21 protein-coding genes are annotated in these 26,118 nt (G+C 70.9%); 11 read left to right on the forward strand and 10 right to left on the reverse strand.

The features are described 5' to 3' along the window. Positions 1-61: 61 nt before the first annotated feature. Complete coding sequence (locus tag ACR3IO_RS04435) at positions 62-808, reverse strand: phosphoglyceromutase (RefSeq protein ID WP_434069965.1); 747 nt, start codon at positions 806-808, stop codon at positions 62-64. A gap of 117 nt (positions 809-925) precedes the next feature. On the opposite strand from ACR3IO_RS04435, the gene ACR3IO_RS04440 reads away from it, so the two are divergent. Continuing rightward, complete coding sequence (locus ACR3IO_RS04440; RefSeq protein WP_434069966.1) at positions 926-1,780, forward strand: class I SAM-dependent methyltransferase; 855 nt, start codon at positions 926-928, stop codon at positions 1,778-1,780. 18 nt (positions 1,781-1,798) lie between these two features. Here ACR3IO_RS04440 and ACR3IO_RS04445 read toward each other — a convergent pair whose 3' ends face one another. The 3 genes from ACR3IO_RS04445 to ACR3IO_RS04455 all read right to left on the reverse strand — a co-directional run bounded on the left by ACR3IO_RS04445 (position 1,799) and on the right by ACR3IO_RS04455 (position 4,017). Then, positions 1,799-2,956 carry a YgfZ/GcvT domain-containing protein gene (locus ACR3IO_RS04445; RefSeq protein WP_434069967.1) on the reverse strand — a complete coding sequence of 386 codons (1,158 nt, stop codon included), beginning with the start codon at positions 2,954-2,956 and terminating at the stop codon, positions 1,799-1,801. Further along, entirely contained in the window at positions 2,956-3,564 is a 609-nt protein-coding gene (locus ACR3IO_RS04450) for an FABP family protein (RefSeq protein WP_434069968.1), read from the reverse strand. The genes ACR3IO_RS04445 and ACR3IO_RS04450 overlap by 1 nt, the downstream gene beginning before the upstream one ends. A gap of 138 nt (positions 3,565-3,702) precedes the next feature. Next, positions 3,703-4,017 carry a hypothetical protein gene (locus ACR3IO_RS04455; RefSeq protein WP_434069969.1) on the reverse strand — a complete coding sequence of 105 codons (315 nt, stop codon included), beginning with the start codon at positions 4,015-4,017 and terminating at the stop codon, positions 3,703-3,705. Between the two features lie 75 nt (positions 4,018-4,092). Here ACR3IO_RS04455 and ACR3IO_RS04460 point away from each other — a divergent pair, with 75 nt between their 5' ends. The 7 genes from ACR3IO_RS04460 (at position 4,093) to pstB (ending at position 12,128) form a co-directional block, all read left to right on the forward strand. Further along, positions 4,093-4,779 (forward strand): response regulator transcription factor, encoded by a 687-nt coding sequence (locus tag ACR3IO_RS04460; RefSeq protein ID WP_434069970.1) that lies wholly within the window; start codon positions 4,093-4,095, stop codon positions 4,777-4,779. 45 nt (positions 4,780-4,824) lie between these two features. After that, on the forward strand, positions 4,825-7,005 hold the full coding sequence (locus ACR3IO_RS04465) for an RNA degradosome polyphosphate kinase (protein ID WP_434069971.1): 2,181 nt from the start codon (positions 4,825-4,827) through the stop codon (positions 7,003-7,005). Next, on the forward strand, positions 7,002-7,943 hold the full coding sequence (locus ACR3IO_RS04470) for an NUDIX hydrolase (RefSeq protein ID WP_434069972.1): 942 nt from the start codon (positions 7,002-7,004) through the stop codon (positions 7,941-7,943). Before ACR3IO_RS04465 ends, ACR3IO_RS04470 begins: the two co-directional genes overlap by 4 nt. 164 nt (positions 7,944-8,107) lie before the next feature. Next, complete coding sequence (locus ACR3IO_RS04475; RefSeq protein WP_434069973.1) at positions 8,108-9,202, forward strand: phosphate ABC transporter substrate-binding protein PstS; 1,095 nt, start codon at positions 8,108-8,110, stop codon at positions 9,200-9,202. 93 nt (positions 9,203-9,295) lie between these two features. Next, positions 9,296-10,234, forward strand: coding sequence for a phosphate ABC transporter permease subunit PstC (gene pstC / locus ACR3IO_RS04480; protein ID WP_434069974.1), 939 nt, complete (start codon positions 9,296-9,298; stop codon positions 10,232-10,234). Then, on the forward strand, positions 10,234-11,325 hold the full coding sequence (pstA, locus tag ACR3IO_RS04485) for a phosphate ABC transporter permease PstA (protein ID WP_434069975.1): 1,092 nt from the start codon (positions 10,234-10,236) through the stop codon (positions 11,323-11,325). The genes pstC and pstA overlap by 1 nt, the downstream gene beginning before the upstream one ends. 23 nt (positions 11,326-11,348) lie before the next feature. After that, positions 11,349-12,128 (forward strand): phosphate ABC transporter ATP-binding protein PstB, encoded by a 780-nt coding sequence (gene pstB / locus ACR3IO_RS04490; RefSeq protein WP_434069976.1) that lies wholly within the window; start codon positions 11,349-11,351, stop codon positions 12,126-12,128. A gap of 114 nt (positions 12,129-12,242) precedes the next feature. Here the strand turns inward: pstB and ACR3IO_RS04495 are convergent, their stop codons facing one another. The 4 genes from ACR3IO_RS04495 to ACR3IO_RS04510 form a co-directional block, all read right to left on the reverse strand. Then, positions 12,243-14,111 (reverse strand): glycosyl hydrolase family 18 protein, encoded by a 1,869-nt coding sequence (locus ACR3IO_RS04495; RefSeq protein ID WP_434069977.1) that lies wholly within the window; start codon positions 14,109-14,111, stop codon positions 12,243-12,245. A 209-nt stretch (positions 14,112-14,320) separates the two neighbouring features. Further along, positions 14,321-16,909: a glycosyl hydrolase family 18 protein gene (locus ACR3IO_RS04500; protein ID WP_434069978.1), complete on the reverse strand. Its 2,589-nt coding sequence runs from the start codon at positions 16,907-16,909 to the stop codon at positions 14,321-14,323. Between the two features lie 106 nt (positions 16,910-17,015). Then, positions 17,016-19,517, reverse strand: a complete 2,502-nt coding sequence (locus tag ACR3IO_RS04505; protein WP_434069979.1) for a LuxR C-terminal-related transcriptional regulator — start codon at positions 19,515-19,517, stop codon at positions 17,016-17,018. A 182-nt stretch (positions 19,518-19,699) separates the two neighbouring features. Beyond that, the gene (locus tag ACR3IO_RS04510) at positions 19,700-20,581 is read right to left on the reverse strand and encodes an aminodeoxychorismate lyase (RefSeq protein ID WP_434069980.1); all 882 of its coding nucleotides are present in this window, start codon (positions 20,579-20,581) and stop codon (positions 19,700-19,702) included. A 116-nt stretch (positions 20,582-20,697) separates the two neighbouring features. On the opposite strand from ACR3IO_RS04510, the gene ACR3IO_RS04515 reads away from it, so the two are divergent. Both ACR3IO_RS04515 and ACR3IO_RS04520 read left to right on the forward strand, forming a co-directional pair. Then, positions 20,698-21,537: a MerR family transcriptional regulator gene (locus ACR3IO_RS04515; RefSeq protein ID WP_434069981.1), complete on the forward strand. Its 840-nt coding sequence runs from the start codon at positions 20,698-20,700 to the stop codon at positions 21,535-21,537. A 33-nt stretch (positions 21,538-21,570) separates the two neighbouring features. After that, entirely contained in the window at positions 21,571-22,542 is a 972-nt protein-coding gene (locus tag ACR3IO_RS04520; protein WP_434069982.1) for a transglutaminase-like domain-containing protein, read from the forward strand. Positions 22,543-22,750: 208 nt separating this feature from the next. Here ACR3IO_RS04520 and ACR3IO_RS04525 read toward each other — a convergent pair whose 3' ends face one another. Both ACR3IO_RS04525 and ACR3IO_RS04530 read right to left on the reverse strand, forming a co-directional pair. Further along, entirely contained in the window at positions 22,751-23,437 is a 687-nt protein-coding gene (locus ACR3IO_RS04525; RefSeq protein WP_434069983.1) for a response regulator, read from the reverse strand. After that, positions 23,427-24,752, reverse strand: coding sequence for a sensor histidine kinase (locus ACR3IO_RS04530; RefSeq protein WP_434069984.1), 1,326 nt, complete (start codon positions 24,750-24,752; stop codon positions 23,427-23,429). The genes ACR3IO_RS04525 and ACR3IO_RS04530 overlap by 11 nt, the downstream gene beginning before the upstream one ends. Before the next feature lie 323 nt (positions 24,753-25,075). Between ACR3IO_RS04530 and ACR3IO_RS04535 the strand changes: the two genes are divergently transcribed. Continuing rightward, positions 25,076-26,059: a hypothetical protein gene (locus ACR3IO_RS04535; RefSeq protein WP_434069985.1), complete on the forward strand. Its 984-nt coding sequence runs from the start codon at positions 25,076-25,078 to the stop codon at positions 26,057-26,059. Positions 26,060-26,118 lie beyond the last annotated feature (59 nt).

Raw genomic sequence — 26,118 nt, forward strand, 5'->3', positions numbered from 1 at the left:
CCGGCGGAATGCGAAAGGGCGGGGGATCACTCCCCCGCCCTTTCGCGTCGTCTCGTCGAGACTACTTCTTGCCCTGCGCGGCCACGGCCGCGGCGCCGGCGGCGGCGGCCTCGGGGTCGAGGTAGCGCCCGGGGGCGAGCGGCGTGAAGTCGTCGCCCAGCTCGTAGACGAGCGGGATGCCGGTGGGGATGTTCAGCTCGGCGATGTCGTCGTCGCTGATGCCGTCGAGGTGCTTGACCAGCGCACGCAGCGAGTTGCCGTGGGCGGTGACGAGCACCGTCTTGCCCGCGGCGAGGTCGGGGACGATGCCCTCGTGCCAGTACGGGAGCATGCGCTCGATGACGTCCTTGAGGCATTCGGTGCGGGGCAGCTCGTCGTCGGCGAGGCCGGCGTAGCGGGCATCGCCGACCTGCGAGTACTCGGCGTCGTCGGCCAGCACGGGCGGCGGCACGTCGAACGACCGGCGCCACAGCTGGAACTGCTCGGGACCGTACTTCTCGAGCGTCTCGGCCTTGTCGAGGCCCTGCAGGGCGCCGTAGTGGCGCTCGTTGAGACGCCAGGTGCGACGCACGTCGATCCAGGCGCGGTCGGCGACGTCGAGCGCGATGTTCGCGGTCTGGATCGCGCGCGTGAGCACCGAGGTGTGCAGCACGTCGGGGAGGAGGCCGGACTCGGCGAGCAGCTCGCCCGCGCGGGCGGCCTCGGTGCGCCCGAGTTCGCTGAGTCGCACGTCGACCCAACCGGTGAACAGGTTCTTCTGGTTCCATTCGCTGTTGCCGTGGCGAAGCAGCACGAGGGTGTGTGGCATGGCTCCAGCCTAGCCGTGAGGCATCCTCCGTCCTCGCCCCGCGTCGGTCGGTGACGAGCCCGGCGGATGCCGCGGCGAGCGGATGTCCCGCCCGTCACGTGCTGGCAGACTTGGAGCATGCCCCACGACGCCTCGCCTCATCCGCGACGTCTCCGGCCGGGGCAGCGGGTCGGCACGGTCACCCGCGGCACGACGAACACCAATCGCCTGCGACGCGTGGATCGGTGGATCGCCGCGCATCCCGCGTTCCGGCACGCCGTCGACCCGTACGTCGTCGACCTGGGCTACGGGGCGAGCGGCGTGACGGCGCTCGAGCTCGCGTCCCGGCTCTCCCACGCACGACCCGACGTGAGCGTCCTCGGGCTCGAGATCGAACCCGAGCGCGTGCGCACCGCGAACGAGCAGCTCGCGCGGGTGCGCGCCGGCGAGACCCACTTCGACGCGGCGACCGCCGTCGGCTTCGCCATCGGCGGGTTCGAGGTGCCGACCCCCGGCGACCGGCGACCGGCGGTCATCCGCGCGTTCAACGTGCTCCGCCAGTACGACGAGGCCGACGTGCCGGGCGCCTGGCGCATGATGTGCTCCAGGCTCGCCGCCGGCGGCCTGCTCGTCGAGGGTACCTGCGACGAGCTCGGCCGCGTCTCGAGTTGGGTCGGCCTCGGGCCGTCGGGCCCGAGGACGTTCACGGTGAGCCTGCGGCGCTCGGGCCTCGAACGCCCGTCGATCGTGGCCGAGCGGCTGCCGAAGGCCCTCATCCATCGCAATGTCCCGGGCGAGCGCATCCACGAACTGCTCGGTGCGCTCGACCGGGCGTGGCAGGTGCACGCGCCGATGGCGGTCTACGGGCCGTCGCAGCGGTGGATCGCCACGAGTGCGACCCTGCGCCACGAGGGCTGGCCCGTGATCGGCGGGCCTCGTCGCGCACGGCTCGGCGAGCTCACGCTGCCGTGGTCGGCCGTCGAGCCAGGCTGAACGCGGCTCAGTGGGTGATCAGGGGCGTGCGCCGAGCCGCGGGAGCCGCGGAACGTCGACCGCGGCACGTGCGTCGGCCGGCACGATCTCGACCTGCGCCGCCGCCACCTCGGTGCCGTGGCTCAGGACGATGAGCGGCAGGTCACCGGGCACCGCGCGCTTGACGACGGCCAACGCGACCGGCCCGAGCTCGTGGTGCATCGCGCTCGACGTGATGCGCCCGACCACCTTGCGCTCGGGCTCGTCGCCGTCGACCGGCTCGGGCCTGACCTTGACGCCGACGACCTCGTCTCCCGGCACGGGCAGCACCGTGTCGCTGCCGTCGAGGTGCAACAGCACGAGGCGGCGCGGCGGACGGCCGAGGTTCAGCACCTTCGCGACCGTCTCCTGCCCCTTGTAGCAGCCCTTGCCCAGGTCGACCGAGCTCTGCAGCCAGTCGAGTTCGTGCGGCAGGCTCTTCTCGTCGACCTCGGTCGCGTGCCTCGGTCGCCACGCGGCGACGCGGAGCGCCTCGAACGCGAGCGAGCCCGCGACGCCCACGCGCCCGGCGCGAACGGCGTCTGCGGCATCCGCCAGCGCGGAACGGGGCACGATGCGCTCGATCGCATGCCAGTCGGATGCCGGGTGCCCGGCGTCGCTCGCATACCGGTGCGTGCCCGGAATGCGCGTCGACCACGGGTCGACCCAGTCGAGCGCGATGCCGGCGGGCGAGGCGGCCGGAACCGCGGCGTCGAGCGCCGACGCCGACATGGCTCCGAGCACCGCGAACTCGTCGGACCGGTCGGACACCTCGACCCTGAGCATGAAGCGCATGCGGTCGAGGAAGGAGGCCAGCGGCGCGGCATCCGCTCGCTCGCCGATGAGCCAGGCGGTCTCGCCGTCGTCGACGACGTGCACGACGTGCTCGATGTGCCCGGCCGCGTCGAGGAACAGTGCCTCGGCGCTCTCGCCCGGACGGAGGCGCGCCAGCGACTGGCTCGCCATCGAGTGCAGCCAGGTCAGCCGATCGGGCCCGACCACGGTGACGATGCCCCGGTCGGAGAGGTCGACGATGGCCTCGCCGCGCTCGAGGTGGCGCTGCTCGACGATCGGGTTGCCGTAGTGACCGGCCACGCCCTCGTCGATGCCCTCGGCGGGAACGGCGGCGGGCAGGGAGAGGAACGGGGACGTCGTCATCAGTCGACCTTCGCGAGACGTGCGGATGCGTGGGTGCGCAGGTCCTGGCCGAGTGCGGCGATGTCCCACGCCCAGAGCAGGTGCTCCTCGACGAGACCGTAGAGCCGGGTCGCCGCGGCGTACTCCTTCGCACCGGCGCCGCGCATGACCGCGTCGGTCGCGAGGTCGATGCGGGGACCCTTGACCTGACCGAGGTACAGCTCGGACACCCCGCCGGGATGCACCAGCGAGACCTCGAGGTCGAAGCCGCCGGACGCGTTGCGCAGCGCCTCGACGTCGTCGGCCGTGCCGTAGCGCGGCTCACCCACACCGGGCAGCAGGGCGGGGCCCGGATCGGGCTCGCCGAGCTCGCGCGCGATGCGCCAGTACCCCGTCTCGGTGGCCAGCGCACGCGGCTCGCCATCGGCATCGTCGGGGAACAGCCACGTGTACGACGTGTAGTTCAGGTGCGGCAGGCCGTCATGGCTGAAGCTCAGGCGCTGCCCGAACTCGTGCGTGATCTTCTCGTCGCCGACGGTGTAGTCGATGACGCCCGACCCCTCCCAGACTCCGAGGAGCCAGGAGAGCGGAACGAGCTCGGCCGGGAGGTCGACGGGGAGGTCGATCATGCGCTCAGCGCTGCCCCTTGAAGAGCTTGTAGACCACGACACCGCTGATCCACGCGATCGAGAGGCTCGCGAGACCGAGCAGACCGATGAAGAGGAGTTCGAGGGCGAGCAGCTGCGACATGCTCCGAGTCTATCCGCTCAGGAGACGACCGTCGGCGCGACGATCGCCGCCGCGACGCCGAGCACGACCGCGGCGCCGCCGATGCTCGCACTCGCCCGCACGACGAAGCCCTGCGGACGGCGCGTCATCAGCTGCGCGAGCAGCGCACCGAGCACGGATGCCGCGAACACCACCCCGAGCGCGTCGTACACGCCGAGCGGGCCGGACTCGCCGAACCACTGCTCGGTGCCGCCGAACGCGAGGGCGAGCACGATCACGGCGCCGACGACGGCGAGCGCCCAGACCGCGGCAACCGCGATGGCGGGGCCGCGTGTATCGTTCTGCGTCTGCATGTCATCCTCGCTCGTGTCGTGGTGCGGCACGTGGTGTCCCGTAGTATTGACGAACTTACTCCTGGAGGGGTGTACGTGGCGCAGCTCTTGATCCTGTCGCCGGCGGCAAACGACGAAGTTCTCCCGGCGCTGTCCCTGTTGTCTCACCGAACGCGGATCATTCCCGCATCGCCTGAGCAGTTGGTCAGAGCGCCCGAATCCGATCTGGTCTTCCTCGACGCCCGCACGAACCTCGCCGGGGCGAAGGCGCTGTCGCAGATCCTTCGCACGACCGGGCTCTCGTCGCCGCTGATCCTCATCGTCACCGAGGGCGGCCTCACCGCGGTCACGCCCGACTGGGGCATCGACGACGTCGTGCTCGAGCACGCCGGCCCCGCCGAGGTCGACGCCCGCATCCGGCTCGCACTCGGGCGCGCGGCGGCGACCCAGCCGAATGAGCGCATCCAGACCTCCGGCGTCGTCATCGACGAGGCCAGCTATTCGGCGAAGGTGCACGGGCGCACGCTCGACCTCACGTACAAGGAGTTCGAGCTGCTCCGCTTCCTCGCCGCGCATCCGTCGCGCGTGTTCACGCGCGAGCAGCTGCTGAGCGAGGTCTGGGGCTACGACTACTTCGGCGGCACCCGCACGGTCGACGTCCACGTGCGCCGCCTGCGCGCCAAGCTCGGCGACCTCGACAACCTCATCGGCACCGTCCGCAACGTCGGCTACCGGTTCAACGTGCACGAAGACGACGAAGGCGCCCCCGTCACGGCCCGTTGACACCTCGTTCACCGGCCCGAACACCGCGAATGGCATGATGTCAGGATGACCGTGGACAGCACTCTCGACGACGGCTCGACCATGAGCGATTTCGACGACGACTTCGAACCGTTCGACATCGAGGGCGCCCCCGAACTGCCGGCCGAACGGTACCTCGACCGCGAACTCAGCTGGCTCGCCTTCAACCGACGGGTCCTCGAACTCGCGGAGGACCCGAACCTGCCCGTGCTCGAGCGCGCGAACTTCCTCGCGATCTTCGCGTCGAACCTCGACGAGTTCTTCATGGTCCGCGTCGCGGGACTGAAGCGACGCATCATCACGGGTCTCGCGGTGCCCACCAACGTCGGGCGCGCCCCGCTCGACGTGCTGAGCGACATCTCGCAGCAGGCGCACGAACTGCAGGAACGGCACGCTCGCGTCTACCAGGACCTCGTGAAGCCCACCCTCGCCGAGGCCGGCATCCACGTCGTCACGTGGGAGGCGCTGGGCGACGACGCGCGCAGCCACCTCCGCGGGTACTTCTCGTCGCAGATCTTCCCCGTGCTCATGCCCCTGGCCGTCGACCCGGCCCACCCGTTCCCGTACATCTCCGGACTCTCCCTGAACCTGTCGGTCCGCGTGCGCAACAGCCGCACCGGCCGGCAGGAGTTCGCCCGCGTCAAGGTGCCGCAGATGCTGCCGCGCTTCGTGCGCGTCGATCCGACGGAATCCATCGAGGACGCCAGGTACATCACCCTCGAGGACCTGATCGCGAACCACCTCGGCGACCTCTTCCCCGGCATGGAGATCCTCGCGCACCACGTCTTCCGGGTGACCCGCAACGAAGACGTCGAGATCGAGGAGGACGAGACCGAGAACCTCATCAAGGCACTCGAGAAGGAGCTGCTGCGCCGGCGATTCGGCCCGCCCATCCGCCTCGAGGTGACCGACGACATGGACGAGGTCACGCTCGGCCTCCTGGTGCGCGAGCTCGACGTGACCGACCACGAGGTGTTCCGCCTTCCTGCACCGCTCGACCTCGGCGGCCTGTTCGTGCTCTCCCGGCTCGACCGCCCCGAGCTGCACTACCCGACGCACGTGCCGGTGACCGCCGTGCAGCTGCAGCCGTCCGACACGAACCTGCGTGCGGACATCTTCAAGGCCGTCTCGAGGCAGGACGTCCTCCTGCACCACCCCTACGAGTCGTTCGCGACCAGCGTGCAGGCCTTCCTCGAGCAGGCCGCCGCCGACCCCGACGTGCTGGCCATCAAGCAGACGCTGTACCGCACCTCCGGCGACAGCCCCATCGTCGAGGCGCTGATCGACGCCGCCGAGTCCGGCAAGCAGGTGCTCGCGCTCGTCGAGATCAAGGCCCGGTTCGACGAGCAGGCGAACATCACCTGGGCGCGCAAGCTCGAGAAGGCAGGCGTGCACGTGGTCTACGGGCTGGTCGGCCTGAAGACCCACTGCAAGCTCGCCCTCGTGATCCGCCAGGAGAAGGGCACGCTGCGCCACTACAGCCACATCGGCACGGGCAACTACAACCCCAAGACGAGCCGCATCTACGAGGACCACGGGCTGCTGACCGCCGACGACCAGGTCGGCAAGGACCTCACCCGGCTCTTCAACGAGCTCTCGGGCTACGCGATCGAGAAGAAGTTCAAGCGCCTGCTCGTGGCGCCGCTGCACCTCCGCAAGGGGTTGCTGAAGCTCATCGCCACCGAGGTCCGCAACGCCGAGCAGGGCAAGCCCGCCGGCATCCGCATCAAGGTGAACTCGATCGTCGACGAGGCGATCATCGACGCGCTCTATCGCGCGTCCAACGCCGGCGTCAAGGTCGAGGTCTGGGTCCGCGGCATCTGCAGCCTGCGACCCGGCATCCCCGGACTCAGCGAGAACATCACGGTGCGCTCCATCCTCGGCCGCTACCTCGAGCACTCCCGCATCTTCTCGTTCGTCAACAACGGCGACCCGCAGACCTACATCGGTTCGGCCGACATGATGCACCGCAACCTCGATCGTCGGGTCGAGGCCCTCGTGCGGCTGACCGAGCCCGCGCACGTCAACGAGATCTCCTCGCAGTTCGACCTCGCGATGGACGAGCGCACGAGTTCGTGGCATCTCGACGGCGAGGGCGGCTGGACCCGCCACACGACCGACGACGACGGGCTCCCGCTCGTCGACCTCCAGGCTGCGCTCATGCTCGAGATCGGCCAGCGCAGCACCCGATCCGGACATCGCCGGTGACCGCGGAGACGGCGGTCTACGCGGCCGGCGCCGTGTGCTGGCGCATCATCGACGGCCGCATGCACGTGCTGCTCATCCATCGCACGGTCCACGGCGACGTGACGATCCCGAAGGGCAAGGTCGACCCGGGCGAGACCCTCCCCCAGACGGCCGTGCGCGAGATCGCCGAGGAGACCGGACTCGAGATCGCCCTCGGCGTGCCGCTGGGCATCTCGCGCTACCTGATGCCGAACGGGCGCGAGAAGGTCGTGCACTACTGGGCCGGCGAGGTGAGCGACCGCGCACTGCAGAATTCCACGTTCAAGCCGAACGGCGAGGTGGCCGCCCTCGAGTGGGTCACCATCAAGCGGGCACGGACCTATCTCTCGTACGCCCCCGACGTCGAGATCCTCGAGAACTTCTCCCTGCTCGTCGAGCAGGGCGTCACGAGCACCTTCCCGTTGATCCTGCTCCGGCATTCGAAGGCGATCACACGGTCGACCTGGCACGAGGCAGACACCGCGCGCCCGCTGAGCCGGCGAGGCGTGCAGCAGGCGGCAGAACTCGTCGAGACGGTGAAGGCGTGGCATCCGACCCGGATCGTGTCCAGCCCCGCCGTGCGATGCGTCACGACGGTGCGACCGCTGTCGGCGGCGACGGGGATCAAGGTCAAGTTCGACGAGCGCATCAGCCAGGACGCCTGGTCCGCAGGCGACGCCGACGTGCGACGGGTCGTCGGGAAGCGCGTGCGGTCGGGTCGCTCCGCCGTCATCTGCAGTCACGGGCCGGTGCTGCCCGACATCGTGCGCGAGATCGCCCTCGCCACGTCGACGCCGCTCGGTTCCTACGTGACGGATGCCGCCGAGCTCGAGCCCGGCGGGTTCAGCGTGGTGCACCTCTCGGCGACGAATTCGGGTTCGGGCATCATCTCGATCGAGACCCACGCACCGCGAGCCTGACGCCCGGATCACGTGCCTCCAGGGGCCGCGATCCGCATCGGACAGCGGTCGTTCACCTTCCGTTCACCACTTCAGCGCATGCTCGTAAGGCGCGCTGCATAGCGTCGCAGGCGGGTCGGCACCGACCCGGACCTGCAATCGAACTCCCTGGAAGGGAACCTCACGTGAACCTCAAGCGTTTCGGCGTGCCCGCCGTCGTCGCCGTCACTGCGGCGCTCGCGCTCAGCTCCTGTGCTTCGAACGAAGGCGGCGCGGCCGCACCCGAGGAATCCACCTCGACGCTCTCCGGCAACCTCGTCGGCGCAGGCGCGTCGTCCCAGGACACCGCGCAGCAGTCGTGGATCGCCGGCTTCCAGACCGCGAACCCCGACGTCACGATCGACTACGACCCCTCGGGCTCCGGCGCCGGCCGCGACACCTTCCTCGAGGGCGCCAGCGCCTTCGCCGGCTCGGACCGCGCGTTCAAGGACGAGGAGATCGCCGAGGGCGGCTTCGCCTCCTGCGCCGCGGACTCGAACATCGTCGAGCTGCCGCTGTACATCTCCCCCATCGCCGTGATCTTCAACGTCGAGGGCGTCGACTCGCTCAACCTCGACGCCGCGACGATCGCCGGCATCTTCTCGGGCGCGATCACGAACTGGAACGACCCGGCCATCGCCGCGGAGAACCCCGACGCGACGCTGCCCGACCTCGCCATCACCCCCGTGCACCGCTCCGACGACTCGGGCACGACCGAGAACTTCACCGACTACCTCGGTGCGGTCGCTCCCGACGTCTGGACCTCCGAGGCCGACGGCGTGTGGCCGATCGAGGGCGGCGAGGCCGCTCAGGGCACCTCGGGCCTCGTCGACGCCGTCACCAACGGCACCGGCACCATCGGCTACGCCGACGCCTCGCGCGCCGGTGACCTCGGCACCGTCTCGGTCAAGGTCGGCGACGAGTTCGTCGAGTTCTCGCCCGAGGCCGCCGCTGCGATCGTCGACCACTCGCCGCTCGCCGAGGGCCGCACCGAGGGCGACGTCGCGATCGAGATCGACCGCACCTCCGAAGAGGCCGGCGTCTACCCGATCGTGCTCGTGAGCTACCTCATCGGCTGCGAGCAGTACGAGGACCCGGCGAACGCCGAGCTCGTCAAGTCGTACTTCTCGTACATCGCCAGCCCCGAGGGCCAGGACGTCGCCGCGACGGATGCCGGCTCGGCTCCGATCTCCGACTCGCTCCGCGAGAAGGTCGACGCTGCGATCGCACTGATCAAGTAGTAGGTTCGTGCCCGACCCCGTGTGCTCGCACCGGGGTCGGGCACGAGCATGTCCCACCGGTTCCGACTCCCCGATTCGAGGAAAACGAAACACATGAGCTCAGCGGCCACCACCATCAAGGCCAAGCAACGGCCGGGCGATCGCGTCTTCTCGGGGTCGGCGGTCTTCGCCGGGTCGATGATCCTGGTGACGCTCGCGGCCGTCGCGATCTTCCTCATCGTGCAGAGCGTCCCCGCGCTCTTCGCCACGAGCGAGGACGCCTCGATCCTCACGACGAACTTCTGGGACTACGTCGCGCCGCTCCTGTTCGGCACGATCTGGGCAGCGGCACTCGCGCTGCTCATGGCGCTGCCGGTCTCCATCGGCATCGCGCTCTTCATCTCGCACTACGCGCCGCGTCGCCTCGCGTCCGTGCTGGGCTACATCGTCGACCTGCTCGCGGCCGTGCCGTCGGTGGTCTTCGGCCTCTGGGGCATCGGCGTGCTCGCGCCGGCGGTGCAGCCGGTGTACTCCTGGCTCGTCGAGTACCTCGGCTGGTTCCCGCTGTTCGCCGGCCCCGTCTCGGGCACGGGCCGCACCATCCTCACCGCCGCCATCGTGCTCGCCGTGATGGTGCTCCCGATCATGACCGCCATCTGCCGCGAGGTCTTCCTGCAGACCCCGGTCCTCCACGAGGAGGCGGCACTCGCACTCGGTGCCACGCGCTGGGAGATGATCCGCATGGCGGTGCTGCCGTTCGGACGCTCCGGCATCGTCTCGGCGTCCGTCCTCGGACTCGGCCGCGCGCTCGGCGAGACGATGGCCGTGGCCATGGTGCTCTCCGCCACCGGCGTGATCTCGTTCCAGCTGCTGACGTCGGTGAACCCGTCGACGATCGCCGCGAACATCGCGCTGAGCTTCCCCGAGGCGTACGGCCTCAACGTCAACGTGCTGATCGCGACGGGCCTCATCCTCTTCGTCGTGACCTTCGCGGTCAACGCGTTCGCGCGCTGGATCGTCAGCCGCCGCAAGGAATTCTCGGGAGCGAACTGATGACCATGACCAAGCCCGAATCCGTCACCTCGACCCCGATCGCGAACTCGCTCACCGCGGGACGCCTCCCCGCACCGGCGCCCTGGATCATCCTCGGCACCGCAGTCGCCGTCTCGATCGCGCTCTTCCTCGTGCTCGGCCTGGCATCGGGCGCGGGCTTCAACTGGGGCGGGGCGATCCTCGTCGGCGCGCTGCTCTACGTGCCCGCGATCTGGCTGTTCTCCCGCCTCGTCGAAGGCGGCCGCCGCGCGATGGACCGGCTCGTCACGGCGCTCGTGACCGGTGCGTTCCTCCTCGCGATGATCCCGCTCATCTCGCTGACCATCACCGTGATCACGTTCGGCCTTGCGCGGTTCGACGCCGAGTTCTTCACGTCGTCGATGCGCAACGTCACCGGCGAGGGCGGCGGCGCGCTGCACGCCATCGTCGGCACGCTGCTCATGACCGGTGCCGCCGCGATCATCTCGATCCCGATCGGCCTGCTCACCTCGATCTACCTCGTGGAGTACGGCCGCGGGCGCCTCGCGCAGGGCATCACGTTCCTCGTCGACGTCATGACCGGCATCCCGTCGATCGTCGCCGGCCTGTTCGCCTATGCGCTCTTCGCGATCTTCTTCGGTCCCGGCATCCGCCTCGGCATCGCCGGCGCCGTGGCGCTCTCGGTGCTCATGATCCCGGTCGTCGTGCGCTCGAGCGAGGAGATGCTGCGCCTCGTGCCGAACGAGTTGCGCGAGGCCGCGTACGCCCTCGGCGTGCCGAAGTGGCTGACGATCGTCAAGGTCGTGCTGCCCACGTCGATCGCGGGCATCACCACGGGCATCATGCTCTCGGTCGCCCGCGTCATCGGCGAGACGGCGCCGCTGCTCATCGCCGCCGGCTTCACCCAGAGCATGAACTACAACCTCTTCGAGGGCCGGATGTCGTCGCTGCCCGTGTTCGTGTACACGCAGTACGCCAACCAGGGCAACCCGCCCGAGGCGTACCTCGACCGTGCGTGGGCCGCCGCACTCACCCTGATCCTCATCGTCATGGCGCTGAACCTCATCGCCCGACTCGTCGCCCGATTCTTCGCCCCCAAGTTCGGTCGCTGAACCGCGAGCCAGTAAGGAAACCCGTGTCAAAGCGCATCGAGGTCCGAGACCTCAACGTCTACTACAGCAAGTTCCTCGCGGTCGAGGGCGTCTCCCTCGAGATCGAGCCCCGCAGCGTCACCGCCTTCATCGGTCCCTCCGGATGCGGCAAGTCCACGTTCCTCCGCACGCTGAACCGCATGCACGAGGTGATCCCCGGCGCCCGCGTCGAGGGCGAGGTGCTCATCGACGGCAACAACCTCTACGACCCCGACGTCGACCCCGTGCTCGTCCGCCGCCAGGTGGGCATGGTCTTCCAGCGGCCGAACCCGTTCCCGACCATGTCGATCCGGGAGAACGTGCTCGCCGGCGTGAAGCTGAACAACGCGAGGATCTCCAAGTCGGATGCCGACGACCTCGTCGAGCGCTCGCTGCAGGGCGCCAACCTCTGGAACGAGGTGCGGGACCGCCTGGACCGACCGGGTTCCGGCCTCTCGGGCGGGCAGCAGCAGCGCCTCTGCATCGCCCGTGCGATCGCGGTCTCCCCCGAGGTGATCCTCATGGACGAGCCCTGCTCGGCCCTCGACCCCATCTCGACCCTCGCCATCGAGGACCTCATCGAGGAGCTCAAGCAGCAGTACACGATCGTGATCGTGACGCACAACATGCAGCAGGCGAGCCGCGTGTCCGACAAGACCGCCTTCTTCAACATCGCCGGCACCGGCAAGCCGGGCAAGCTCATCGAGTACGACGCGACGACGACGATCTTCTCGAACCCGTCCGTCAAGGCCACCGAAGACTACGTCTCGGGCCGATTCGGATGATCGGATGCCGCGACTGAGTCGCCGAGACGACGGATGCCCCGGAGCGAGTTCGCTCCGGGGCATCCGTGTTTCAGGTTCGACCGTCTCGGCGGTCGCCGCGGTCGCCGACCGAGGTCAGCAGGCGCCCTGCAGGGCCCACGGCCCCCACTGCTCGGCGCCGGGGGTGTTGTTCTGCGTCCACCACTTCGCCTTGTAGGTCGAGCCGCCGTAGCTGACGACCGCGCCGCTGCTGTACGCGGTCGTGGCCGCCCACGCCGCCGCCGCACAGGTGCCGGGGTCCGTCGGGTCGGTGGGATCGGTCGGGTCGGTGGGGTCGGTCGGATCGGTCGGATCCGTGGGATCGCACGCGGCCACGAGCGCCCAGACGGCGGCCGTTCCCGGGGTCTCGCCCTGCGTCCACCACTTCGCCGAGTACTCCGAGCCGTTGTACGAGACCTTCTGGCCGCCCGTGTAGACGCCGGTCGCCGTCCACGCCGGTGCGGCGCAGTCTCCCGGGTCCGTCGGGTCGGTGGGGTCGGTCGGGTCCGTGGGATCCGTCGGGTCGGTCGGGTCCGTCGTGCCGACCGGATCCGTCGCGGGTCCCGCCTTCGCGGCGCGGAGCTTGTCGGCGAGCGTGCCGATGAGCTCGCCGTTGCGGTCGCCGTCGAGCTCCCACCACATGCCGCCGCCGAGGCCCTGGTCGACGATGTACTGCGACTTGCGGGTCGTCGACTTCACGCTGTCGTAGCTCCACCACTGGTTGCCGTCGTACCGCCACGCCGCGCCGAGCGCGGCGTCGTAGTACTCGGTGCCGAGGGTCTTCAGCTTGTCGTAGTCCTCGTTGCCCTTCTCCCAGGTGCCGGGAGCGGCATCCGTCGCCGCACTCCAGGCGTTGGAGGACTTCACGCCCTGCCAGCCGCGCCCGTAGGCCGCGAGGCCGATGCCGAGCTGCTTCGGGTCGATCCCCGTCTTCAGGTACTCCCTGACGGCCTTGTCGACGCTGAACCGCTGCGCCGGGGCCCGGGTGTCGGCGGGGTCGTCGAAGAGGTTGGCCTGGTGGCCGGCGAGCGTCGGGTTCCACGCGCCGTGCAGGTCGTAGCCCTGGATGTTGCCGTAGTCGAGGTAGCGGAACTTCTCGGGGTCGTTCCAGCCGCCCGAGGCGATGTCGGCCGGGTTCGCCGGCAGGAACGCGGAGAGCTGGTACGGGTGGCCGTTCTCGGCCGTCAGCGCGTCGATCTGGGTGCGGAACTCCTTCAGCAGCAGCGTGAAGTTCGCCTTGTCGTTGGCCTCGTCGACGGAGTTGCCGACTTCGCCGTTCTGCGATCCGGGCCACTCCCAGTCGATGTCGATGCCGTCGAAGACGCCGGCGGCCGCACCCGTGCCACCGCGACCGTCGATCACGGGCAGGTTGCCGCGCAGGTAGAGGTCGACGCAGCTCTTCACGAACTTCTTGCGCGAGGCATCCGTCGCCGCGGCCTTCGAGAAGTTCTTCGACCAGGTCCAGCCGCCGAGCGAGATCATGACCTTGAGCTTCGGATGCTTCGCCTTCAGCTGCTTGAGCTGGTTGAACGAGCCCGCGAGCTTCTGGTCCCACGCGTCGGCCACGCCCGCGACCGAGTTGGCCGCGGTGTAGCCCATGCCGAAGTCGGCCCACGCGTCGCCGGCACCGTCGGAGCCGTTCGGCCCCGTGCCCTGCGCCTTGTTCGCGATGAAGCACTCGAGGGTCTGGTAGTTGATGTTGCCGAACGAGTAGTTGATGTGCGTCAGGTCGGCGGCCGTGCCGGAGGTCTCGAGCTGCTTGGCCTGGAAGGCCCGGCCGTAGACGCCCCACTGGGCGAAGTAGCCGACGTTGCGGTATCCGTTCACGGCACTGGGTGCCGTCTCGGGGGCGGCGACGGCGGGGGTCGCAGCGCCGACCGCGGCGAGTCCGGCGACCATCGCGCCGGTGGCGAGGGCGGCCAGCGTCGTGCGCAGGCCCCGTCGCGTGCTTGTCTGTCTCTGCATGGTGTCCTTCGTCGAGGGAGGATCGGGCGCGGTTGCGCCCCTCGTCGAACGGTACGAGCGGATGCCACGCCCCGTCGTCCGCACGATCCACATGCTCGGACGAATGCGACGGAGCCGGGTACGTATGACTACGTACCCGGCTCCGGGTGCGGGCGGGGACCATGGACAAGCCCCCGCCCGCCTGATCGCCCAAGCGCGATCAGGGCCGCTCAGCAGGCGACGGCGGCACCCCAGACGTCGGTGGATCCGGGCGTGTTGCCTTGGGTCCACCACTTCGCGGTGTACTCGGCGCCGTTGTACGACACCTGCTGGCCGCCGGTGTACACGGCCGTGGCGCTCCATGCGGCGGCATCGCACGTGCCCGTGCCACCTCCGGTGCCGCCTCCGCCTCCACCTCCGGTCGACGGGTCGACCACGCTGACGCCGCGCGGCAGGTCGTACAGCGTCGCGAAGGTCTCCGCGCCGATCTGCACGCGGAGGTTCGAGAGCTGCGCCATCGGCATCGACCACGACAGCTTCGTGGACAGCGAGCCGCCGGCCGGGATGCCACCCGACGGGACCGTGATCGCGTACGTGTGGAAGTCGCCCTTCAGTCCGCCGACGTTGCTGCCGGCGTGCCCGGTGGCCACCTTCGTGATACCCCAGCCGTTCTGCTCCTTCAGCTCGCCGTTGTCGCTCGTGCCGGTGTCGAAGGTGATCTTCGTCCCGGCGGGGATCGCCGCGGCGGACTTGTTGGTGAAGGTCACCTTCGGGTTGATCGGGTAGTTGTTGTCGCCGAGCGCGAACTCGCCGTACGACACCTGCAGGTCGATCGCCTTCGTCGGCATCGTGGCCGCCGCCTTGGACGCCCCGTACGGCTGGGAGGCCGAGAGGGTCTCGTGGATGCGGTTCACGAGCGTCGACCCCATCGTGTACTGGCCCTTCGCGGAGTCGTAACCGTAGTCGCCCGCGAGCTCCCAGATCATGATGCCGCCGAGGCCCTTCTCTGCCACGTAGTCGGCCTTGGCCTGGATCGCCTGGTCGCTGTCGCCCGAGAGGAAGGTCTTCGTCGTCGAGTTCCACCACCACTCGGTCTTCGACACCGCATCGAACTTGTGCGCGTACGTGCCGACCAACGGGGCGGTCGGCGAACCGTAGCTCGCCGCGTAGTCGCCGACCTTGCCGTTCTGCAGGTTGAGGACGTGCCAGATCGGGTTGGCCCCGGCGGCCATCTGGATTCCGAAGGCGTCATTGTCGTGCCACAGGTTGTCGATGCCGCCCGCGCCGTTGCCGCACTTGTCCTTGCCGCCGATGGTCGCGCCGGTGCCGTAGGCGCACTTGGTCTGGTCTGCCAGCGGCGCCGTGCCGCCGAGCCCGTCGGTGCCGCCGGTCACCCCCGTCCACCCGCGCGTGTAGAACGGTACGCCGATGTTGATGCGCCCCGCCTGCATCGCGCCGCGGAAGTAGTGGTACGCCCAGTCGGTGTTCAGGTAGCCGATGTTCTTGTAGGCGGTGTAGACGCCGCCGGCGGTGAGCTCGGCATCCTTGCCGTCGTCGTAGAGCGGCGCGTTGCCGCCGACGTACTCGTTCCAGGCGCCGTGCAGGTCGTACGACATCATGTTGAGGTAGTCGAGGTACTGCACGACCTGCTGCACCTCCTCGCCGCGCAGCAGCCATCCCGAGGCGGGGGCGGCGACCGTGAGCTGGTAATGCGTGCCATCGGCCGCACCGGCGCGGTCGAGCTTCTCGCGCAGCGTCTTCATGAGCGTCACGTAGTTCGCCCACAGGGTGGCCCGACGCGGTTCGGAGAAGCCGAAGTCGTCGGGGTTGCCCGCCTTGTTGTTGCTGGTGGCGTACTCGTAGTCGATGTCGACGCCGTCGAAGCCGTACTGGCGGATGAACGCGACCGCGGAGTCCGCGAACGCGTCGATCTTCGCCTGCGACTCCGTCATCGTGTAGAAGCCGCCGTCGGCGATGCGCTTGCCGTCGGCACCGAAGAAGCCGCCGGTCTCGGCCCAGCCGCCGACCGACACGAGGGTCTTCACGCCCGGGTTCGCCTTCTTGTACTTCTCGAGCAGGTTGAGGTGTCCCTTGTACGGAAGCGCCGGGTCCATCTCGGCACCGGCGACGCCGGGCCAGGTCAGCTCGGTCGCCGCGTCGTTCGCGTTCTCCGCGCCCACCGACACCTTTCCGGCACCGTCGATGTGCGCGAAGGCGTAGTTGATGTGGCTCATCTTGGTCCACGGGATGTCGCTCGCGAGGTAGCGCGGGGTCCCGTCGACGCCGGTGCGCCAGCTGGTGAAGTAGCCGATCACCCGGTGCTCGAGCCCGTTCGGCAACTTCTCGCGGCCGTTCGTGTCGTACACCGTGCAATAGGGCACGTTCACGCCCGGGGTCTGGTAGAGGCCGTCGGGACGGCACTGCTCATCGGGGTTGGACGTCCAGGGCGTGCCCGGGGTCGGGGTCGGAGTCGGGGTCGGCGTCGGCGTCGGGGTCGGCGTGGGCGTCGGCGTCGGCGTCGGCGTCGGAGTCGACGTGGGTGTCGGATCGGGGGTGGCCGTTCCGCAGGCGCCATTGCTCCCCCAAGGGCCCCATTGCTCGGTGCCCGGCACGTTGTTCTGCGTCCACCACTTCGCGGTGTAGTTCACGCCCTGGTAGGAGGTCTTCGCGCCGCCCGAGTAGGCGGTCGTCGCGTTCCATGCGGCGGCGCACGGCTCGGCCGCGTTCGCGATCGCCGGAGGGATGAGGGCTGCCAGGAGGAGGCCGATGCCGGCCGCGGCGGTCACGAGCCGCGCGCGCGTTCGACTGGGTGTTCGCATGTCGTTCCCGTCTGATTCGGATGTCTCGGCCCGCGCAGCACGCGGGCAGCCCGACGCTAATGCAGGCGCGACGGCGGCGAATCAGCACATCCACGCATACGCGGGACTACGTAGGCGAGCCCGACATCCGCCCGCGCATGCGGTGCGCGAGCACCGCGAGCTCGACGCGGGAATGCACGGCGAGCTTGGCGAACACCCGGCCGACATGCACTTCGACCGTACGGACCGACACGAACAGCTGCGCCGCCGCATCGCGGTTGGAGATGCCCTCGACGACGAGCATGGCGACCTCGAGCTCGCGCTCGGTCAGCACCTGCGCCCAGGCGTCGCGGCAGTCGGCGAGGTCCCAGGGCTCCGCATCGGTCGAGCGCACGGTCGCCGTCGTCGCCGGACGGGCTGCGTCCGGGGTCGGGCCGGTACCGGCACCGCCGGCCCGCACGGCGCCGGGGGCGCCGTCGCTCTGCGGGGCGGGGGTCGAGGGCGAGATGCGGCCGAACACCTCGAGCGTGTGCGGTCGTTCGGGGCGTCGCCGCGCCTCGCGCTCGCCCGCGACGGCCTGAAGCCAGCCGGCGGCCCCGCAGTCGCCGAAGAGGTGCTCCGCCGCGACGAGATGCCGGTCGGCCCGGTCGGAAGCGCCGAAGGAGGCGCACACGCGCGCGAGCATGAGCTCGGTGCGTGCCCGCTCGTACGGCGAGACGATATCCCGCGCGCGTTCGGCGACGATCGCGTACCCGGCCTCGAACCCGGCACGGTCGATGCAACGCATGCGGTGCCTGAGCTCGCTCGCGAGCCGCGCATCGGGGGTTCGCCGACCGGTGCAGTGCGCCGGACCGCCGTGGTCGAGCGCCGGGACCGGGATGCCGGGTTCGGCGAGGTCCTCGGCCGCGGCATCGAGCCCGGGCAGGTGGAGGCCGCAGCCGAGACCGCTGCGGGAGCGCTCGTCGGCGAGCGCGACGAGGGTCTCGGCCTCGGCGCGACGACCCTGCAGGTGCGCGGTCACGGCTCGATCGACGAGATCCTCGCGACGCACGCCGAGCACGGGCTGCGGCAGCACGGCCTCCAGCGATCGCGCCCACGGCCCGACCGCCCCGGTCGAGATGAGGTCGAGCCGACGGGCGAGGGCCGCGCCGAGGCCGCCGAATGCCAGGGCGATCGGCAGGTCGGAGGCCGCCTGCCGCAAGCCGTTCGCCGAACGCCGGACCTCGCCCGCCCAGAGCTCGAGGAGGGCGATCGCGACCGCGCGTTCGGCCCGCATGAGCGGCGAGCGCTCCGCGGCGGATTCGGCGGGTCGCGACGCATCGTCGACCGGATCGCACCGCATCACGAGGCGGCGGGCGGCCCCGCCCGCGTCGCCCGAGAGCCCCCGTTCCAACGCGACGGTGAGCGACCTGATGCTCCGGAAGAACGCCGCCCCCGGGAACCGCGCGCCGTGGAACTGCGCCGCCGAGGCGTCGCCCGCCGAGTCGGCGAGCGGGCCGAACGGCGGCCGGACGCCGGCACCGAACATCGACCCGCCGAAGAGCGAGCACCAGGCGCGCGTCACCTGCCACTCCTCGTGGCCGAGATCCGTTCCGTGCAGCAGTTCGCCAGCCTGGGCGAGTCGCTGCGACGCCCGGTGCATCGCCCCGCGTTCCGCGAGCAGCCCGGCCGCCACGAGGAGCGCGCGGGCCAGGTGGGGCCGATCGGCGTCACCGGGTGCGCCCGTGCGCCGAGCCCGGTCGAGGCGTTCGTCGAGCTCGCGATCGGGGACGTCGCCGCTGGACATCGCCACCGCGATGAGGTGGTCGCCGAGCACCGCCGCCCGGCTGGACTCATCGCCCCGGCGCATCACCTCGTCGAACCAGCGCTCGGCCTCCTCGACGAATCCGGCGTGCAGCGCAGCCCGGCCCGCGATGCGCTGCGCCTGGATCGCCTGATCGCCGACCGCATGGCTCGCCGCCTCACGGGCGACCGCATGCGCCCGTTCGGCGTCGCCTGCGGCATCCGCTCGCTTCGCGATCTCGAGGAGCGGGGCGACGAGGTCGCTCGAGCCCTCGAGGGTGGCGAGCGACCGGTGCCAGACCGACTGGTCGACGACGCCGGTCGCCCCGTACGCCTCGGCGAGCGCGGCGTGCGCCGCCGTGCGGTCGGCGAGGGAGGCGTGCGCGTGCACCCAGACGCGGGTGCGGGGATCGGCGAAGGCGAAGTGGCCCGCGACGAGCAGGAGGTGCCGGCTCAACCGGCTCTCGACGAGGTCGGCCATCGACCGGCCGGTCGCGCTGAGCAGCACGTCGATGCGATCGTCGATGCAGACCGCGGCGATGACGAGCGCCTGGCGCTCCCACGGGGCGAGGCGTTCGCCCTCTGGGCCGACGGCGGCGTCGATGGCGGGCACCAACGGCAGGGGGTCGGGCAGCGATGCGAGGCCGAGACGCTGCGAGCTCCGCAGCGCCGTGGCGACCTGCACGATCGCGTCGGCGTCGCCGCCGAGCCCCAGCCCGAGCCGGGTCGCGACGTGCGGTGCGGCCGTGATGCGGTGCCTCGAGAGCAGCTCGATGATCGCGCTCGACCCCTCGAACACCTCGACGATGGCGCGATCGCGTGGTTCCCGACGCGGTTCCTCGTTCATGGGTGCCACCCTCCGCTCGCTCACTTCACTGATCGCGTGCGGTTATGTTAGCAACATTTACAAACCGGAGTCGAGGGTGGATCCACCTGAGCGCAATTCCCCGTTCAGGGGACGTCGGAGCATCGTCGCGGCATCCGCTCGCCCGAGACGGCAGCGCGGATGCCGGGGCGGCCGCGGCCGGATCAGTCGCGCGGCGTCAGCAGGTATTCGTTGAACGCGCGCGTCTCCTCGGCGTCGTACGGGAAGATCGCGCCATCGAGTTCGGTCACGCCGGCGGCGAGCCGGACGCTGGACACGAGCCAGATCGCATCGGCCGTGGAGAGCTCCTCGATGCGGATGTCGCGGTACTGCGTGCGCCGCCCCGTCTCGGCGAGGTGATCGAACAGGCTCATCTGCGTCGTGCCGTGCAGGATCGCGCCCGACGGCGCGGGCGTCGAGTAGAGGTCGCCGTGCCGCAGGATCACGCTCGACGTCGGGCCCTCCATCACGAACCCGTCGGACGAGGTGAAGATCGTGTCGTCGGCGCCGCGACGGTGCGCCTCGCGGAGTGCCGCCATGTTCGTCGCATAGCTGAGCGTCTTCGCGCCGAGCAGGAGCCAGGGCGCCTTCGCCGCCGCGTCGTGGGCGTACCCGCGATCGAGGGTGACGACGCTGATGCCCTGTTCGCGGGGCCGGCTGAAGTCGGAGGCGGGCGCGGCGTGCAGCCAGGCGGTCGGCGCCGGCCCGTGCTCGACACCGCGACTCAGCACCAGCTTCAGGGCGAACTCCCCCTCGCCCGGCAGCAGCTCGACCGCCCTGGCGATGGCCGCCCGCCACTGCGGCAGGTTCGGCTCGGGCAGCTCGCAGATCACGGCGGAGTTGCGGAGGCGCTCGAGGTGCGGCCCCGTCTCCTGGGCGTGGCCGTTCGTGACCGAGATCGTCTCGAAGACCCCGTCGCCGCGCTGGGTCGAGAGCTCGCCGACGCGGAGCGCGGGGGCATCCGCCGGAACCTCGCGGAACGTCGACGCGAGGTCGTCGATGCGGGCGTCGGCGGGCAGCGGTTCGAGCAGGAGCGTCACGGTCATGCTCCGATGCTACGCGGATGCCGCGGGCCGATCGCTCCCCGTGGCGGCACCTCGGCGCTCGCCGCGCGCGCACGCGCGGTCGACATCGCGACGGCGGGCGGCGCTAGCCTCGACGCATGCACGAACTCGGCACCGGTGAGATGTCGCGAGCCTCCGGCCTGTCGTTGAAAGCGCTGCGACTGTACGAGGCCGACGGGCTGCTCGTCCCGGCATCCGTCGATCCCGTGACCGGGTACCGCAGGTACGGCGAGGCCGAGCTCGCACGGGCGCGGTCGATCCAGGCCCTGCGCCGGGTCGGGATGCCGCTGGCGCGGGTGCGCGAGCTGCTCGATGCACCACCCGACTCGGTGCGGCGCGAGCTGACCGCGTGGTGGGCGGCCGAACGCGCGGCGTTCGCCCGGCGGAGCCAGGTCGTCGACGTCGTGGCTGAGACGGCGTCGAACGAGCATCTCGACACCCTCACCGTCGCCGCCGCTGCGGTCGGCGACCGGGTCCGCGTCGACCACCGCGACGGGCGGATGCTGGCCTCGATCACGCGCGTCGTCGAGCAGACGGAGCTCGTGCCGACGATCATCGCCGACGTCATCGCCCTGCGCCGGCAGCTCGCCGAACAGGGCGCGCAGCCGGGCGACGCGCACCAGGTCGTCTTCCACGAACCGGTCGGGTTCGACCTGCCCGGCCGCATCGAGACCGCGGTGCCCTACGAGGGCCGGGCCGATCCGGTCGGCGAGGTCGTGCTGCGCGCCGAACCCGCCATGGGGTTCGCCGCGGTCGACGTGACCGCCGACGAGCTCGCGTACCCGGCACTGCTGCGCTTCTACGACGCCGTCCACCGCGCCGCCGAACTCCGGGGAGGCGCGACCGGCGCTCCGCGCGAGCTCTACGAACGACCCTGGAGCACCGTGCCCGGCGAGATCGTGGCGACGATCGCGGTCCCGATCGCACTGCAGGCTTGACCCTGCCCCTGGGGCAGGCTCCACGCTCATGGCATGACCGAACCGCAGACCCTCTCACCCACCGCCGTCGACCGGTACCGCGCCCATTCCGACCTCACCGATCCGGGTCGTCATGCGGCGCTCCTCCGCGACGTCGGCACGGACACCGCGTCCCTCCATCGCACGGTGTCGAACGTCATCGACCACTACCGCGCCACCCCGGGCGGTGTCGGCCCCGCGCAGATGGAGGACGTCGACCGCCGCTGGATCGGCTCGATCCTCGACGCGCTCGCCGAACGCCGGCCCGGCGCACTCGACGAGCCGCGCGAGGCGGCCGACCGCGTCGGCGGATGCTGCCGCGATCACTCCCTGCTCACCGTCGCGATCCTGCGCGAACACGGCATCGCGGCACGGACCCGCCTCGGATTCGCGGGCTACTTCGCGCCGGACTACGCGCACGACCACGTGGTCGTGGAGCGATGGGACGAGGAGGAGGCTCGCTGGCGGCGCTTCGACCCCGAGCTCGACCAGGCGGGCTTCGACTTCGCGGTCGACGACCTGCCGTCGGGCGAGCCGCGCGGATTCCGCACCGCCGCGGAGGCGTGGCAGGACTACCGGGCCGACCGCGCCGACCTGACCGACCACGGCGTCGGCCCCGGCAGCGGGCTCGCCGGGCCGTCGTTCGTGCAGCGCTACGTGCTCGCCGATCTCGCGCACCGGCAGCGGTGCGAACTGCTGCTCTGGGATGAGTGGGGCGCCATGGCCTCGCCCGGCGCCGAGCTCGATCCCGAGCGCCTGGCGCTCACCGACCGCATCGCGGACCTCACGCTCAGGGCGGATGCCGGCGACGCCGATGCCGAGGCGGATCTGGACCGGTTGTGGGCCGACGAGCCGCGCGTGCGCCCCGGCCGCTTCGTGGAGACGTACTCCCCCGGCGGGCGCGTCGGCCGCACCGACCTGGAGCGCCGGATCACGGACTGGAGCGACGCCGAAGGGGTGCGGCTCGCAGTCCCGGCGGGCGGCTGAATTCGAGGACGCCCGGGCCCGAAGCGCCCGGAGGTGAAGCAGCCGGCCGCAGGAACGCCTCTCGGCGCGAGGCCGCTCGGAGCGGCGAATATTGGAGCCCGGGGTTACTGCGGCCGGCCACGTCAAGTGTAAACGAGCCGGAGGGGTGCTCTATTCCGCACGCGGACCTGGGCCGCCGAATCCACGTCCCGGACGGAAGGGAGACCGCTCACGCGCGCCGGTGCGCGCGTCCTGCGAGCCCGTTCTCGAAGGCCCAGATGACGACATGGACGCGATCGGGCAGCCCGAGCTTCGCGAGAATGGACGCGATATGCGTCCTGACGGTGTTTCCGGTCAAGAACAATCGATCGCCGATCACGTCGTTCGAGGCACCGGTCAGCACCTCCCTCAGCACGTCGCGTTCGCGGGGCGTGAACGGGGCGAGCAACACCTCGGGATCCACGGGCTCCGGCGCACGGGCCACGAAGTCGAGCAGGCTCGCCGTGGCCCGCGGGGCGACGACGGCGTCGCCCGCGTGCACGGAACGGATCGCCTCCGCCAACTCGTCGCTCGAGGCGTCCTTCGTGAGGAACCCGCTCGCGCCCGCCCGGATCGCGGCGAACACGTACTCGTCGAGATCGTACGTGGTGAGGATCAGGACGCGAACGCCCGCCTGCGAGTCGAGCAGTCGTTCGGTCGCCGCGATGCCGTCGAGCCGCGGCATCCGGATGTCCATCAGCACCACGTCGACCCGATGGGCGCGCGCCGATTCGAGGAGCTCTGCACCGTCGGCCGCCTCGAGGACGAGTTCGAGGTCGTCGTGCACCTCGACCATCGCCCCGACCGCAGTGCGGATGAGCTCCTGGTCGTCGGCGATGGCGACCCGGATGCGCGGCTGCTCGGGGTCATCGGACATCGGCAGACACCGCCTCTCCGATGCGGAACGCGGCCCTTGTGCGCCAGCCGCCGCCATCGAGGGGTCCGCTCTCGAACCGGCCGCCGAGCCGCTCGACACGGTCGCGCATGCCCCGGATGCCGCTGCCGGCCGAGGGCGGCTCCCCGAACCTCGGCGGACCGTCGTCGACGATCTCGAGCACCAACTCGTCGGCGGCCCACCAGAGCCGCACCTCGTTGCTCGTCGGCGGGTCGGTGTGCTTCAGCGTGTTCGTGAGGGACTCCTGCACCGCGCGGTACACGGCGAGCGCGGTGCCGGGACTCACCGCCCGCGAGTCGCCCGTCTCGACGAGGGCCACGCGCCGCCCCGGTGCCCCGGCCCGTTCCACGAGCGCGGCCAGATCGCCGAGGCCGGGGCTCGGCTCGCGCGGTCCGGGGCTCGGTGCGTCGTCGGAGGCAGGCGGGTCGACGAGCACCCCGAGGAGCCCGCGCATGTCGGTCATGGCCGCGCGACCGGTCGCGACCACCTGTTCGATCGCCGTGCGCGCTCGCGCCTCGTCACGGTCGAGCAGCACGCGCGAGGCTTCGGCCTGGGTGACCATCACGGCGAGCGAATGCGAGATGACGTCGTGCAGCTCGCGCCCGATGCGACGACGTTCGTCGGCGACGGCCGCACGTTCGCCCTGGAGCTGCAACTCGGCGGACTGCCGGCGCCCGAGCTCTTGGGCGACCCGCTTCCTCCGCGATTCCCGGCGGTACCGGCCGAGCGCCCACGCGGCGGCGATCGAGGCGACGAGGAAGCCGCAGAGCGCGACGAGCACCCAGGGCTCGGGAACCGGGCCGTGCGCGAAGGCGACCAGGGTCATGAGTCCGGCACCGAGCAGGCCGAGCACGATGGCCGAGGCATCCGCCCAGCCATCGTCACTCGCCGCCGCCGTGAAGACGAAGACGAGATAGGCGGCGCTGCTCGGCAGCAGCACCGCGATCGAGGACGTGCCGGGAAGGCTCGCCATCGAGAGCAGGAGCATCACGGCGGATGCCGCGAACAGCGCCAGGCGCGGCGATCGGCGGCGCACGACCACCAGGAGGTGCAGCACGACGAAGAGCGAGATCGTGCCGGCGAGCCAGACGGCATCAGGTGCCGGGCCGGCCTCGCGAACGAGTTCGACGACGGTCACCGGCAGGAGTGCCGCGGCACAGGCGGCCGCCCAGACCCAGTCGGCGGTCGACGGCGGCCGGGTCCCGCTCGAGCCCGCGGCGGCCGCGGCGGGCAGGTCGAACGGCGCCTCGCGGGATGCCGCGGACGAGGTGGACCGAGGACCGGACGACGCACCCATTTCGCGCTCCACGCTACCCGGCCGCGCCGGAGCCGATCTCGTCCGTCCGGGTGAGGTGGCGTCGCACCGTCGACTGCGACGCTGAGCGCCTCCCGATCGCACACGGCGTTCGGGCGGCATCCGGAAGGACCGTGAATACCACCATGCACTCGACACCTCCAGCGGCAGACGCCCGATCGACGGCGGTCCTCGAACGCGACCGAGCGCACCCGGGTCTCCGTGCGTTGGCATCGGCCGCCCTCGTCACCTCATCGGCCATCGCAGGGCTGGGGCTCGTCTGGCTTCTCTCCCCTGGCCTCAACCCCTTCGCCAATGGCGAGATGATGAGCCTCGTCTCCTCCGTGCTCGGCCCGGCCGCGGTGGCGGGCGCCGCCCTGGGGATCGGCCTCCTCGGCATCCTGCTCGCAGTGCCCCTGCTCCTCGAGCGGCGCGCCGACCCCGTCGGTGTCGCCGCTCCCGGTGGCGCGGTACTCGCCGCGGCGCTCTCGGTCACCCTCGGCAGCATCCACGTCATCGCCTTCGCCGGCTACGTGTTCGGTGCCGCCGCGGTCGCAGCCGGGCTCGTCACGGCCGCCGTGCTCCCCTTCCGGGCGCCCCGGCTCGGCCTGCCGGTGCTCGGCGGAGTCGTCGCGCTGATCGCGGCATCCGCCTGGGCCGGGGTCACCGTCGACGGCATCGTGGAGTTCGCCGCAGCGTTCGGTGCTGCGCTGGCCGACGACCTGCTGAACATCGCCGTCATCGCCGTGACCGTCGCCGCGATGCTCGCATGGGCCGTGATCACCGTCGTCGTGGTCGGTCGCACGCGAGGCGGCCGGCGCTTCGAGGGGCGGCTCGTGCGCCACCGCAGGCTGCTCACGATCCTGGCCGCCGCGGGCCCGCTCCCCTACGCCATCGCCCGGGCATCCTGGCTGACCCCATGGCCGCTGTTCGGGCCGGCCGGCAGGGAGGAGATCACCGCCCCCATGCTCGCCACGGGCCTCATGCTGGGCGCCGGTGCGGTCGCCGCGAGCGTGCTCACGCTCGGCCTCATCCTGCCGTGGGGCCTGCGGTTCCCCCGCTGGATGCCGCGGATCGGCGGCCGCACCGTTCCCGCTGCGACCGCGGTCGTTCCGGGAGCCATCGCCGCCGGGATCCTCTGCGTGTCGGCGAGCCCCATGCTCGTCTCGGGGATCGGCGACCCGGGCGATCCCGTCAGCCCGCTCCTCGTCAACCTCGTGCTGCCGTTCTGGTACTGGGGACCGACGCTCGCACTCGCCGTCTGGGCGTACGCGGCATGGCGACGGCGAATGGCGCTTGATCTCGCGTGATCGGAGCACTCGATCGCCGGCACGGCCCGCACGACGCGGGCCGTGCCGAACCGGGCCAA

This window comes from Agromyces sp. Marseille-Q5079 (assembly GCF_051016555.1).
GTDB lineage: Bacteria > Actinomycetota > Actinomycetes > Actinomycetales > Microbacteriaceae > Agromyces.